11 protein-coding genes and 2 tRNA genes are annotated in these 13,567 nt (G+C 68.3%); 9 read left to right on the forward strand and 4 right to left on the reverse strand.

From position 1 onward, the window contains the following. The 3 genes from JAO81_RS34455 to JAO81_RS34465 form a co-directional block, all read left to right on the forward strand. The coding region (locus JAO81_RS34455) for a PQQ-binding-like beta-propeller repeat protein (protein ID WP_199551923.1) at positions 1 to 551 on the forward strand (551 nt) is incomplete at its 5' end. Between the two features lie 135 nt (positions 552 to 686). Further along, a complete protein-coding gene (locus tag JAO81_RS34460) occupies positions 687 to 1,250 on the forward strand; it encodes a flavoprotein (RefSeq protein ID WP_199551924.1) in 564 nt (187 codons plus the stop codon). Positions 1,251 to 1,491: 241 nt separating this feature from the next. Then, on the forward strand, positions 1,492 to 2,739 hold the full coding sequence (locus tag JAO81_RS34465; RefSeq protein ID WP_199551925.1) for an MFS transporter: 1,248 nt from the start codon (positions 1,492 to 1,494) through the stop codon (positions 2,737 to 2,739). A gap of 235 nt (positions 2,740 to 2,974) precedes the next feature. Here JAO81_RS34465 and JAO81_RS34470 read toward each other — a convergent pair whose 3' ends face one another. Both JAO81_RS34470 and JAO81_RS34475 read right to left on the reverse strand, forming a co-directional pair. Further along, positions 2,975 to 3,394: a hypothetical protein gene (locus tag JAO81_RS34470; protein WP_199551926.1), complete on the reverse strand. Its 420-nt coding sequence runs from the start codon at positions 3,392 to 3,394 to the stop codon at positions 2,975 to 2,977. Between the two features lie 297 nt (positions 3,395 to 3,691). After that, a tRNA-Gly gene (locus JAO81_RS34475) sits at positions 3,692 to 3,765 on the reverse strand. 187 nt (positions 3,766 to 3,952) lie between these two features. Between JAO81_RS34475 and JAO81_RS34480 the strand changes: the two genes are divergently transcribed. The 5 genes from JAO81_RS34480 (at position 3,953) to clpX (ending at position 8,599) form a co-directional block, all read left to right on the forward strand. Next, positions 3,953 to 4,029, forward strand: a tRNA-Pro gene (locus JAO81_RS34480). A 216-nt stretch (positions 4,030 to 4,245) separates the two neighbouring features. Next, on the forward strand, positions 4,246 to 5,694 hold the full coding sequence (gene tig / locus JAO81_RS34485) for a trigger factor (protein WP_307814040.1): 1,449 nt from the start codon (positions 4,246 to 4,248) through the stop codon (positions 5,692 to 5,694). Between the two features lie 50 nt (positions 5,695 to 5,744). Further along, positions 5,745 to 6,350, forward strand: coding sequence for an ATP-dependent Clp protease proteolytic subunit (locus JAO81_RS34490; protein WP_199551953.1), 606 nt, complete (start codon positions 5,745 to 5,747; stop codon positions 6,348 to 6,350). Positions 6,351 to 6,423: 73 nt separating this feature from the next. After that, the gene (locus tag JAO81_RS34495) at positions 6,424 to 7,104 is read left to right on the forward strand and encodes an ATP-dependent Clp protease proteolytic subunit (RefSeq protein WP_199551927.1); all 681 of its coding nucleotides are present in this window, start codon (positions 6,424 to 6,426) and stop codon (positions 7,102 to 7,104) included. 211 nt (positions 7,105 to 7,315) lie between these two features. After that, positions 7,316 to 8,599 (forward strand): ATP-dependent Clp protease ATP-binding subunit ClpX, encoded by a 1,284-nt coding sequence (gene clpX / locus JAO81_RS34500; RefSeq protein ID WP_199551928.1) that lies wholly within the window; start codon positions 7,316 to 7,318, stop codon positions 8,597 to 8,599. A gap of 75 nt (positions 8,600 to 8,674) precedes the next feature. On the opposite strand, the gene JAO81_RS34505 is transcribed toward clpX, so the two are convergent. Continuing rightward, on the reverse strand, positions 8,675 to 9,688 hold the full coding sequence (locus JAO81_RS34505; protein WP_199551929.1) for a hypothetical protein: 1,014 nt from the start codon (positions 9,686 to 9,688) through the stop codon (positions 8,675 to 8,677). Positions 9,689 to 9,803: 115 nt separating this feature from the next. Further along, positions 9,804 to 10,718: a hypothetical protein gene (locus JAO81_RS34510; RefSeq protein WP_199551930.1), complete on the reverse strand. Its 915-nt coding sequence runs from the start codon at positions 10,716 to 10,718 to the stop codon at positions 9,804 to 9,806. A gap of 139 nt (positions 10,719 to 10,857) precedes the next feature. Here JAO81_RS34510 and JAO81_RS34515 point away from each other — a divergent pair, with 139 nt between their 5' ends. After that, entirely contained in the window at positions 10,858 to 13,485 is a 2,628-nt protein-coding gene (locus JAO81_RS34515; protein ID WP_199551931.1) for a valine--tRNA ligase, read from the forward strand. Positions 13,486 to 13,567: the final 82 nt, after the last annotated feature.

Raw genomic sequence — 13,567 nt, forward strand, 5'->3', positions numbered from 1 at the left:
AGCCCGCGGCTGCCGCGCGGTCGGCGCCCGCCGCCGAGCCGCAGGGCCTGCCCGCCGCTGCCGAGCCGCAGGGCCCGCCCGCCGCCGAGCCGGCCGTCCGCACCGTGCCGCTCGATCCGCCCCAGCCCGCCGATGCCCTGCCCCAACTGACCGGCCAGGGCCTCTACTTCTCCCTCCCCAACGGCACGATCAACGCCTTCGCTCCGGACACCGGCCGGCGCCTCTGGCAGGGCGACACCCGCCTCGACCTGCCCGGCCCCGTGGAAACCTCCGCCACGCACGTCTACGCCGCCTCGCCGGGCGGCCGTGTCTCGGCACTGAACCTCGCCGACGGCAGCTTCACCTGGTCCCGCAGCGCCCCCGCCGACGCGGGTGCGCCCACCGCGGCCACAGGCCCCCGCCCCGTACTCCTCGGTGACGCGCTCTACATCCCTTACGGCACCCGCGCGGTCTTCAGCATCGACGTCAACGATCCCCAGTCCGGACTCCGGACCCCGCCGCCCCGGCGGACGACACCCGCGAAGTCGTCACCCCCGAAGACTCCTGGTTGATCACCACCGGCCGGGAACGCCGGCGAGCGCTCGCCGGAAGCGGTCCAGCCTCCCGTTCTCCCCCTCTGCACCGTGCGGCGCCCGTACGCTGACGGGCAGTTGGGCAGGTGTCGTGGCGAGCGGGGGAGTGGGCCGGTGGAGCACCGAGGGGTACTCGGGGTCGTCGGGTGTGCCACGGACGGTGTGGAGCAGCTGCGTGCGGGCCTCGTACGGCCCGCGATGGCTCGCGGGTGGCAGGTGGCCGTGACACTGACGCCCACGGCCGCTCGCTGGCTGCGCGAGGGGGACGAGATCGAGCGCCTGGAGAGCCTGACCGGCCTGCCGGTACGCGACACCCCACGCCTGCCCTCGGAGCCTCGCCCGCACCCGGTGGCCGACTGCTGGATCGTCGCCCCGGCAAGCGCGAACTATGTGGCGAAGCTCGCGGCCGGCATCGCGGACAACCAGGCGCTGACCCAGGTGAGCGAGGCGATCGGCACCCTGGACGTGCCGGTGATCGTCTTCCCGCGCATCAACGCCGCCCACGCGCGGCACCCGGCCTGGGACGGCCACATCGAGACCCTCCGCAAGGGCCAGGTGGAACTCGTCCACGGCCCGCAGGTCTGGCCGCTGCACGAGCCGCGCCAGGAGCCTGCCGGCCGTGACGTCCCGTGGGACCGGATCCTGGCAACCCTCGATCGCTGCGCCGCACCGGCTTGAGCGCGGCAGGCCCCTGCTGGCGGCGCAGCTCGCCAAGCTCCCCGGCTGACGAGGGCGCGGCGCGGGAGCCCCGTTCAGCGCCCGTACGCTGACGGGCAGTTGAGTTCGTGATGGATGAGCGGGGGAGTGGACCGGTGGAGCACCGCGGGGTACTCGGGGTCGTGGGATGCGCCGCGGACGGCCTCGAGCAGAGGCGTACGGGCCTCGTGGCCCCCGCGACGGCCGTCGGGGAGCCCGCGGCGTGACCGGCACCACGGAGGCCCTCGGCGGGCCGGCCGCGGTCGACGGCCGGGCGCGAAGTGTCACGCGCCCGTTCTACGTGTACGCCGTGCTCGCCAACGCGCTGTTCCAGCGAGGCGTATTCGTCCTCTTCCTCTACCAGCGAGGCTTTTCCGCCGGGCAGGTGGCCCTGCTGCAGACACTGCTCTTCCTGGTCAGCGGCCTTGCGGAGATTCCGACGGGAGTCATCGCCGACCGGATCGGCAGGCGTGCCGGCATCGTGATCGGCCAGCTGCTGATCGCCGGATGTCTGCTCGGCCAGGGCATGTTCTCCCCCTACTGGGTGTTCCTCGCGCTGTTCATCGGGCAGGGCGTGGGCATGGCATGTGTGTCCGGCTCGGACACCGCCCTGCTGTACGACCTGCTCGTACGCCGTGGGGCGACGGCCGACTACGTCAAGATCAAGTCCCGTTTCGCCATGCTCGGCACGGTCACCTCGGGAGCGGCCATCGTCGTCGGCGGCCAACTGCAGCAGATTTCCTGGGGAGTCGTCTACGCCGGATCGGCGGCCTGCCTCGTTTCGGCCGCGGTGGTGCTGAGGTCACGCGTGCCCGAGATCCGCGGCGCGGACGCGGTGGACGAGCAGGACGGAGCCGAGGAGCACGGCGACACCACAGCGTGGCGGGCGATGCTTCGGGTGGCCACGCCCGCTCTCGTGACGCTGGTCGTGGTGTCCGGTTTGATGCACGCGACGTTGACGCCGTACATCATCTTCGCGCAGAAGACCCTCTCCGATCAGGGGGCGAGCACCGCATGGGTGAGCGTGGTCATAGCGGCGGGATTCTTCGCCGGCGGGCTCACCCCGCTGCTGTCGGACCGCGCGGACCGGCGCATCGGCTACCGGGTCATCGTCCCCGTGTCCCTCCTGACGCTCGCCGCCGCCCTAGGCCTGAGCGGCCTCGGCCTGGTCTGGGTGACGGTGGCCGCGTTCCTGGCTCTGGTCGGGATTCCCGAGATCACCGCCGTGATCGTCGACAACCTGTTCAACGAGGCCGTGCCGTCGCGCCACCGGGCGAGCCTGCTTTCGATGATCGCGTTCGTGGAGTCGGCCCTCATCGGCATCGGCTACCTCGTCCTCGGCGCCCTCATGGACGGACTGGGCTCCAGCACGGGCATGGCCGCTTATGCCGCGGTCCCCCTGCTGGCATGTCTCCTGTGGCTCCCGGTGCTCTTGCGAGGGGCACGGGTGACCACGCGCACGGACGGCTGATTCCACCCTGCGAATGACAAAGGCCCAGGCAGAGGAAACATCCTTTGACCTGGGCCTTCGTTATATGGAGCGGGCGACAGGAATCGAACCTGCGTAGCCAGGCTGGAAGATCGGGTACGCGGGCCTGGGCGGCGCCCGTGGATCGGTGCCCGATCGGGCACCCTCATGCTGTCGCCTCCTGGTGCAGTACAGCTGAGTCGGGTGGATGACGGGCTGGCTGCGCCGGCGGCTTGCGCTACTTGCGGCTGAGGGTTTGGTATTTCCCGTACGAAGGATCTCCCACGATGTGCCGCATTTTCGGATGCGTCTTCGAGCCGCCGAATTCCCACGGGTTGCCCTCGCAGACGTTGATCCCCAACGTCTTCGCTTCCTTGTCGTCGGTCACCCACCACTTGCCGGTGCCGCTGCACTCCGACACCTTGACGACGTCGTCGACTTCGTTACTGAACACGGCAAGGTTGGTTACGACGACGGTGCCGTCGTCCTCGAAGAGCAGGGTCCCGGTCCCGGTATCGCCCTCGGTCCAGGTGCCTACGATGTCGGCCCGAGACAGTGTCTGCTGCTGCCATATGCACCCCGTGGCCAGCGTCAACACCGCGACCGCCAGGACCACTCCACGCAACCCCGCAGCGACTCGCCCTCGTTCATCACGCATGACTCCCCCTTGCGCACGTCAAACCCTGGTTGCTTCGCACACCAGATCGCCTGGCGCTCACGCTGCCACGAAAGTTGAACATGTTCAACTCTGCTCCGTGTGCACTGGCGGCCCCGCTCCACACCGCATTGAGCAACGGGCAACGGGCAACACCCTGGCGTCCCACAAGGGAGCGAATGCGGACGCGCGGTTCTCGCCGGAACGGGCACGCAGTGGGCACGGACGGCTGATCCGGCCCCATGAACGACGAAGGCCCAGGGAGAGGAATTCATCCTCTGACCTGGGCCTTCGTCGGTATGGAGCGGGCGACGGGAATCGAACCCGCGTAGCTAGTTTGGAAGACTAGGGCTCTACCATTGAGCTACGCCCGCAACGTGCGCACCGCAGGAACCACCAGCTGGTGGCGGCCGCGGCGCACATGCATCGTAGCGGGTCGGTGCGGCGCGGCGCACACCCCATATGCGCGCCCCACGCGCACGCGGCGACCTGCGGCGGGTCCGGCCCCGTAAATGCGGCGGCCCGGGCAGCGGCGGGCATGTACCCTACGTGTCGCACCGACGGGGTGTGGCGCAGCTTGGTAGCGCGTCCGCTTTGGGAGCGGAAGGCCGTGGGTTCAAATCCCGCCACCCCGACCATCTGGGACGACCAGCAGGGACTGGCACACCGACCAGAGTCAAGCCAGGGTCAAGATCGCCTTTTGGGGCGCGTACCCGCTGCGGTTACTATGCAAGCTGCGCGCCCGTGTGCCATCCCGTGAAACCCACCACGAAGCGGTCCCGGCTAACGCGCATCCGCTGCAGCTGTCTGGCTCAGCAGAAACCTAAAGCAGTCAGCCACAAGGAGACCGAACCGTGAAGAGCGCCGTGGAGACCCTGAACCCCACCCGGGTTCGGCTCAGCATCGAGGTGCCCTTCGAGGAGCTCAAGGACAGCCTCGACGCGGCGTACAAGAAGATCAACCAGCAGGTCACGGTGAAGGGCTTCCGTAAGGGCAAGATCCCTGCCCGCGTGATCGACCAGCGCTTCGGTCGTGGTGCTGTGCTGGAGGAGGCCGTCAACGACGCGCTTCCGAAGTTCTACACGCAGGCCGTCAACGAGGCCGAGCTCAACGTCCTGGGCCAGCCCGAGGTGGACATCACCGAGCTGAAGGACAACGAGACCCTCAACTTCACCGCCGAGGTGGACGTCCGCCCCGAGATCGAGATCCCGGACTACTCCGGTATCGAGGTCGAGGTCGACGCCATCGAGGTCACCGACGAGGACATCGACAAGTCCGTCGAGCAGCTCCGTGAGCGCTTCGCCTCGACCTCCCCGGTCGAGCGTGCCGCCGCCGAGGGCGACGTCGTGACGATCGACCTCGAGGCCAAGGTCGACGGCGAGATCCTCGAAGACGGCGTCGCCAGCGACGTCTCGTACACCATCGGCTCCGGCGAGCTCCTCGAGGGCATCGACGAGGCCGTCACCGGTCTCGAGGCCGGCGGCGAGGCCACCTTCACCTCGCAGCTCAAGGGTGGCTCGGCCGAGGGCAAGGACGCCGAGGTCACCGTCAAGGTCTCGCAGGTCGCCGCGCGCGAACTGCCGGAGCTCGACGACGACTTCGCGCAGCTCGCCTCCGAGTTCGACACCCTGGAGGAGCTGAAGGCGGACAGCCGCAAGCGCCTCGCGAACATGAAGGAGTACGACCAGGCCACGCAGGCCCAGGAGCGCGTCCTGGAGAAGCTGCTCGAGCTGGTCGAGGTCCCCGTTCCCGAGAAGCTGCTCGAGGACGAGGTCAACACCCGTAAGCACAACCTCGAGCACCACCAGCTCGGCCAGATGGGCCTGAACCTGGAGCAGTACCTCCAGATCCAGGGCAAGACGGTCGAGGAGTTCGACGCCGAGACCAGCGAGCAGGCGGTCAAGGGCATCAAGACGCAGTTCGTCCTGGACGAGCTCGTCAACAAGGAGAAGCTGAACGTCAGCCAGGAGGAGCTCACCGAGCACCTCATGCGCCGCGCCGCTTCCTCCGGCATGTCCCCCGACCAGTTCGCCCAGGCCGTCGTCGAGGGCGGCCAGGTCCCGATGCTGGTCGGCGAGGTCGCCCGCGGCAAGGCCCTCGCGGTCGTCGTCGAGGCCGCCACGGTCAAGGACACCAACGGTGAGGTCGTCGACCTGAGCGACGACGAGGACGAGGCCGCCGAGGCCGGCGAGACGGTCGACGGCCCGCGCGTTAGGGTCCATGAATACGAGGGCAGGGGAGTCCCCGAAGCCGCCAAGATCGGCGGCGCGACGCGGGGCCCCAGGCCCGAGCAGAAGACGTGAGACGGCCCGGTGCCGTCGTAAGACGAGCAGGTGGATACGTGACGAATCTGATGCCTTCAGCCGCCGGCGACCCTTCCATCGGTGGTGGCCTCGGCGACCAGGTCTACAACCGACTGCTCGGCGAGCGGATCATCTTCCTCGGCCAGGCGGTCGACGACGACATCGCCAACAAGATCACCGCACAGCTGCTGCTCCTTGCCTCCGACCCGGACAAGGACATCTACCTGTACATCAACAGCCCCGGTGGCTCGATCACCGCGGGCATGGCGATCTACGACACCATGCAGTACATCAAGAACGACGTGGTGACGATCGCCATGGGCATGGCCGCCTCGATGGGCCAGTTCCTGCTGAGCGCGGGCACCCCCGGCAAGCGCTTCGCGCTGCCGAACGCCGAGATCCTGATCCACCAGCCCTCCGCGGGCCTCGCGGGTTCCGCGTCGGACATCAAGATCCACGCCGAGCGGCTGCTGCTCACCAAGAAGAAGATGGCCGAGCTGACGGCCTTCCACACCGGTCAGACCGTGGAGCAGGTCACCCGCGACTCGGACCGCGACCGCTGGTTCGACCCGCAGGAGGCCAAGGAGTACGGCCTCATCGACGACATCATGCCCACGGCCGCCAACATGCCGGGCGGCGGCGGCACCGGGGCCTGATGAGCCTGCGGGCCACCTGGCTCCAGTCCTCAGCCCCGCGCAGCCGACCCTCAGCTCACTTCAGGAGAACCCAGTGAACGACTTCCCCGGCAGCGGCCTCTACCAGAGTGCGCAGGCCGAATTCCAGGGCCCGCGCGCCGAGTCGCGCTATGTGATCCCGCGCTTCGTCGAGCGCACCTCGCAGGGCGTGCGCGAGTACGACCCGTACGCGAAGCTCTTCGAGGAGCGCGTGATCTTCCTCGGCGTGCAGATCGACGACGCCTCCGCCAACGACGTCATGGCGCAGCTCCTGTGCCTGGAGTCGATGGACCCGGACCGCGACATCTCGATCTACATCAACAGCCCCGGCGGCTCCTTCACGGCGCTCACGGCCATCTACGACACGATGCAGTTCGTGAAGCCGGACATCCAGACGGTCTGCATGGGCCAGGCCGCCTCGGCCGCCGCGGTGCTGCTCGCCGCCGGTACGCCGGGCAAGCGCATGGCGCTGCCGAACGCCCGTGTGCTGATCCACCAGCCGTACTCGGAGACGGGCCGTGGCCAGGTCTCCGACCTGGAGATCGCCGCCAACGAGATCCTGCGGATGCGTGCGCAGCTCGAGGAGATGCTGGCCAAGCACTCCTCGACGCCGATCGAGAAGATCCGTGACGACATCGAGCGCGACAAGATCCTCACGGCCGAGGACGCGCTCGCGTACGGTCTCGTCGACCAGATCGTCTCGACCCGCAAGCTGAACAACGCGGCGATCGCCTGAGGTCGTCCGACCACACGGCAGCGTTACTTGCGCCCCCTTGGCGCCCGTGCACGCCGCACGTCGCGGCTGATCCGCCGCGACGTGCGGCGTGCACGCTCAGAGCGAACCGCGCCAAGGGGGGCCCGAACGGGGGGCCCGGCAAGGTACCGTCGGATATGAGGCACCAGGAGTCGCTCGCAGGAGCGACTCCCAGGCGAAGGGGAAGCACCTCGTGGCACGCATCGGTGACGGCGGCGATCTGCTCAAGTGTTCTTTCTGCGGAAAGAGTCAGAAGCAGGTCAAGAAGCTCATCGCAGGGCCCGGTGTGTACATCTGCGACGAGTGCATCGACCTCTGCAATGAGATCATCGAGGAGGAGCTCGCCGAGACGAGCGAGGTGCGCTGGGAAGAACTTCCCAAGCCCCGCGAGATCTACGAGTTCCTCGAGGGTTACGTCGTCGGCCAGGAGTCGGCGAAGAAGGCCCTCTCCGTGGCGGTATACAACCACTACAAGCGCGTCCAGGCCGGTGAGTCCAGCGCCCAAGGGCGCGACGACGCCATCGAGTTGGCGAAGTCCAACATCCTGCTGCTCGGCCCGACCGGCTCCGGCAAGACCCTGCTCGCGCAGACGCTCGCCCGGATGCTGAACGTACCGTTCGCGATCGCGGACGCCACGGCGCTGACCGAGGCCGGCTATGTCGGCGAGGACGTCGAGAACATCCTCCTGAAGCTGATCCAGGCCGCCGACTACGACGTCAAGAAGGCCGAGACCGGGATCATCTACATCGACGAGATCGACAAGGTGGCTCGTAAGAGCGAGAACCCGTCGATCACACGCGATGTCTCCGGAGAAGGCGTACAGCAGGCCCTGTTGAAGATCCTCGAGGGGACCACCGCGAGCGTGCCGCCGCAGGGCGGACGCAAGCACCCCCACCAGGAGTTCATCCAGATCGACACCACGAATGTGCTGTTCATCGTGGGTGGCGCGTTCGCCGGTCTGGAGAAGATCATCGAGGGCCGTGCGGGCGCCAAGGGCATCGGCTTCGGCGCCACCATCCGCTCCAAGCGCGAGCTGGAGGAGATGGACCAGTTCGAGGACGTCATGCCCGAGGACCTGGTGAAGTTCGGCATGATCCCCGAGTTCATCGGCCGCCTTCCCGTGATCACGTCGGTGCACAACCTCGACCGCGAGGCGCTCCTGCAGATCCTCGTCGAGCCGCGCAATGCGCTGGTCAAGCAGTACCAGCGGCTCTTCGAACTCGACGGTGTGGAGCTGGACTTCGAGCGCGAGGCGCTCGAGGCCATCGCCGACCAGGCCATCCTGCGCCAGACCGGCGCCCGCGGACTGCGCGCCATCATGGAAGAGGTCCTGCAGTCGGTGATGTACGAGGTGCCGTCCCGCAAGGACGTCGCCCGCGTCGTCATCACCCCGGACGTCGTCCGCTCCAACGTCAACCCGACGCTGGTCCCGCGCATCGTGGGCAAGCCGGACGGGCGGCACGAGAAGAGCGCGTAGCTCTCCTACGTACGTGAAGAAGGGCGCCCGGCCAGTGAGTTGGCCGGGCGCCCTTCTGTGTGCCGTGTCAGCGGATCATCCCGCGACGCGTACTTCCTTGCGCAGGTCGCCCGTCAGGTTCGCCGAGTAGTCCAGCGGGGTGCCCTTGCCGTCCTTGGCCGGGATGCCCACACCGATCGTGCTGTGGTCGGCCCAGATGCAGATGTACTGGCGGTCCACCTGGTTCGTCGCCGGGTTCTTCGCCTCGGCCTGCTGGCACTTCATCAGCGCGCCGTCGGCGCCCTTGGGCGAGACCGACTCCGGCGAGCCGAGCATCGTCAGACCCTGCGACTTGTCGTTCTTCAGGTCCGTGAAGACATCGTCGAGCGCCGTCTTGGGGTCGGCCACCTTGCCGTACAGGCCCACGAAGGTGATCGCCTTCGAGCCGACCACCTTGGACTTGTCCTGCAGCTCCTCCGCCGAGCGGTTGGAGTAGATGACCGTGACGGACATCGGGTTCTCCATCTTGGAGCTCTCGGCTACCAGCTTCGGCATACCGACCGTCGGCGCTGCCGGCTTCGCCTTGGGCGCGCCGGGGATGAGCTCCATCTGCTGGTAGTCGCCCAGCACCTGGTCCTTCGCGTCGATCATGTGCGGGCCGTCGTCCTTCAGCGTGCCCTCGCCCGCGACGCTCCCGCCGCCGCCCGAACCGCCCGAGCCGCCGTTGCTGTCGTCACCCTTGAACGCGAAGTAACCGCCGACACCGAGCGCCACCACGAGCACCGCGGAGCCGATGATGATGGCCGTCTTCTTGCCGCCACCGCCGCCCTGCGGGGGCTGCGGAGCGCCGTAGGGCTGCTGGCCGTACTGGTCCTGGCCGTAAGGCTGCTGGCCGTAACCGGGCTGGCCGGGCTGGCCCGGCTGCTGGCCGTACGCGGGCTGGCCCGGCGGCGTCTGCGGATAGCCGTAACCGGGCTGCTGCTGCGGCTGGCCGTAAGGCTGCTGCGGCTGCTGGCCGTACGGGCCCGGCTGCTGAGGCTGACCGGGCTGCTGGCCATAGGGACCCTGCGGTTCCTGACCGCCGTACGGACCGGGCTGGTTGTAACTCATGATCTGTATTCCTCCATGCTGAAGACGGCTTGGTATTCCAGCACCCTGACCGAAGCGGGGTCTTGGCAAACCGTGCTGACGGAGGCCCCGTTGGTGGTGCGTGACGAGCTACGCGTCAGAGCTTGACGCGTACCTCCTTGCGCAGTTTCGCCGTGAAATCGGCGGCTTCCTCGGGCGTCGTGCCCTTGCCGACCAGCGCACCGGCGACATTGATGTGCGTCACCATCGCGACCGTGCTGTAGTCGGCCCAGATGCAGATCGGGAGCGAGAACTCCTTGGGGCCGCCCTTCGCGGTGCCGTCGCCGTCGGGGTTCTTGAACTTGGCTTCCTGGCACTTCATCGCGGCGCCGTCCCGGTTGAACGACTCGGGACTGCCGACCAGCTCGCCCTTCTCGGGCTCCTTCGCGGCCTCGGCCTTCATCTGCGCGAAGGCCTTGTCGACGACCGACTCCGGGTCCTCGATCTCGCCGTAGACACCGGCGAAGGCGAGGTTCTCCTGCGTGAGGTCCTTGCCGGCCTGGTACTCGGCGTCGACGTCCTGGGGGTTCTTGACCCCCCACTCCTCCGCGTCCTTCATGTCATCGCCGCTGAAGGTGCCGCTGCCCGAGTCCGACTTCGCGTACTTGCCGTCGAGCACCGACTCCGGCGTCGTCAGCTTGTGCGGTCCGTCATCGGCGACATCCGCGCCGGAACCCCCCATGAACCACCAGACACCGCCGGCTATCGCCGCGAGCGCGACCACCGCGCCGACGATGATCCCGATCTTCTTGCCGTTCCCGCCCACCGGCGGAGGCGGCGGGACCTGCCCGTAGGGCGCCTGCCCGTACGGCTGCTGCCCGTAGGGCCCGGGCTGCTGCGGCTGGCCGTAGCCACCGTTCTGCGCGGGAACGCCGTACCCGGGCTGCTGCGGCTGCTGCGGATACCCGTAGCCCGGCTGCTGTGGCGGCTGCTGCGGGTAGCCGCCCTGCTGCCCGTACGGGCCGGGCTGCTGCGGCTGGCCGCCGTACGGACCCGGCTGCTGGTGACTCATGCGGTGGGTTCCCCCTCCAGATGCTTATGCGTTCCGAACATCCTGGCGGAAGCGGTCGCCGAGCGGGGCGGCGGGGGTCACACCGTTACCGAGAATTCCGGTTTCGGGACACCCTTGTGACACCCCTAAACTGTGGGGCGTGACCGAGAACACTCAGCAGCAGCACGCCAGCATCCCCGAGCCCGAACTGCCGAAGACGTACGCGCCGGCCGAGGTAGAGGGGGAGCTGTACGAGCGCTGGGTAGAGCGCGGTTACTTCACTGCCGACGCCAAGAGCGAGAAGCCCCCGTACACGATCGTCATCCCGCCGCCGAACGTCACGGGCTCGCTGCACCTGGGGCATGCCTTCGAGCACACGCTGATCGACGCCCTCACCCGCCGCAAGCGCATGCAGGGCTACGAGACACTGTGGCAGCCCGGCATGGACCACGCGGGCATCGCGACGCAGAACGTCGTCGAGCGCGAGCTGGCCAAGGAAGGCAAGTCCCGCCACGACCTGGGCCGTGAGGCCTTCGTCGAGCGGGTCTGGCAGTGGAAGGACGAGTCCGGCGGCCAGATCGCCGGCCAGATGCGACGCCTCGGCAACGGTGTCGCCTGGGACCGCGACCGCTTCACCATGGACGAGGGGCTCTCCCGCGCCGTCCAGACCGTCTTCAAGAAGATGTACGACGACGGCCTGATCTACCGCGCCGAGCGCATCATCAACTGGTGCCCGCGCTGTCTGACGGCCATCTCGGACATCGAGGTCGACTACCAGGACGACGACGGCGAGCTCGTCTCCATGAAGTACGGCGAGGGCGACGAGACCATCGTCGTCGCGACCACGCGCGCCGAGACGATGCTCGGTGACACCGCGGTCGCCGTCCACCCGGACGACGAGCGCTACCGGCACCTCGTCGGCAAGCAGATCAAGCTCCCGCTGACCGGCCGCTCCATCCCGGTCGTCGCGGACACGCATGTCGACCCGGAGTTCGGCACCGGCGCGGTCAAGGTGACGCCCGCGCACGACCCGAACGACTTCGCGATCGGCCAGCGTCACGACCTCGAGTCGATCGAGGTCCTGGACGAGCGCGGCATCATCACCGCGCACGGCCCCTTCGAGGGCCTCGACCGCTTCGAGGCGCGTTCCGCGATCGTCGCCGCGCTGCGGGCCGACGGCCGGATCGTCGCCGAGAAGCGGCCGTACGTCCACTCGGTCGGGCACTGCTCGCGCTGCAAGACGACCCTGGAGCCGCGGCTTTCGCTGCAGTGGTGGGTCAAGGTCGAGCCGCTCGCCAAGGCCGCCGGTGACGCGGTCCGCGACGGACGGGTCAACATCCACCCGGCCGACCTGACGCAGCGCTACTTCGACTGGGTCGACAACCTCAACGACTGGTGTATTTCACGGCAGTTGTGGTGGGGTCACCGCATCCCGGTCTGGCACGGCCCGAACGGCGAGACCGTCTGCGTCGGCCCGGACGAGCAGCCGCCGAGCGGTGAGGGCTGGTCGCAGGACACCGATGTCCTGGACACCTGGTTCTCGTCCGGCCTGTGGCCGTTCTCGACGATGGGCTGGCCCGAGCGGACCGAGGACCTGGCGAAGTTCTATCCGAACTCGGTCCTGGTCACCGGCTACGACCTGATGTTCTTCTGGGTCGCCCGGATGATGATGTTCGGTCTGTACGCGATGGACGGTGAGGTCCCCTTCCGCACCATCGCGTTCCACGGCATGGTCCGTGACGAGAACGGCAAGAAGATGTCGAAGTCGTTCGGCAACGTCGTCAATCCGCTGGACTGGATGGACAAGTACGGCTCCGACGCCCTGCGCTTCACGCTCGCGCGCGGCGCCAACCCGGGCATCGACGTGCCGATCGGCGAGGACTGGGTCCAGGCGTCGGGCAAGTTCACCAACAAGATCTGGAACGCGACCCGCTTCGCGCTCATGAACGGCGCGACGATCGAGGGCGAACTCCCGCCCGCCGAGCGTCTGTCGGCGACCAACCGCTGGATCCTGTCGCGTCTCAACGAGGTCGTCGCCAAGACCGACGCGCTCTACGAGGACTACCAGTTCTCCAAGCTCAGCGAGGCGCTCTACCACTTCGCGTGGGACGAGGTCTTCGACTGGTACGTCGAGCTCACCAAGACCACGTTCATGGCGGGCGGCCAGGAGGCCGAGGACACCAAGCGCGTCCTCGGTGAGGTCCTGGACGTCACGCTGAAGCTGCTGCACCCGGTCGTCCCGTTCGTGACGGAGACGCTCTGGACCACCCTGACCGGTGGCGAGTCGCTCGTGATCGCCGACTGGCCGAAGGACTCGGGCTTCCGGGACGCCACGGCCGAGAAGGAGATCGAGACCGTCCAGTCCCTGATCACCGAGGTCCGCCGCTTCCGTACGGACCAGGGTCTGCAGCCCGGCCAGAAGGTCCCCGCCCGCGTGGACCTGACCGGCACGGGTCTCGACGCCCACGAGCCGGCCATCCGTCAGCTCCTGCGCCTGCAGCCGGAGGGCGAGGGCTTCTCCGCCACCGCCACGCTGCCGGTCGCGGGCGCCACGGTCGCGCTGGATCTCTCGGGCACGATCGACGTGGAGGCCGAGCGCAAGCGTCTGACCAAGGACCTCGCGGCGGCCGAGAAGGAGGTCGCGGCGGCGAACGGCAAGCTCGGCAACGAGGCGTTCCTGGCCAAGGCCCCCGACCAGGTGGTCGACAAGATCCGTGGCCGGCTCGCCAAGGCCGAGGCCGATATCACCCGTATCCAGGGGCAGTTGGAGAAGCTGCCGGCCGCGTAGCCGGTCGTACGTCCACGAAGGGCTACGCGACCCTCGGGGGGTTGGGGGGTTCCCCGCGGTGTACCGCCGAGGTGGGTGGGTC

Source organism: Streptomyces sp. N35 (genome assembly GCF_016464295.1).
In the GTDB taxonomy this organism is placed as follows: domain Bacteria; phylum Actinomycetota; class Actinomycetes; order Streptomycetales; family Streptomycetaceae; genus Streptomyces.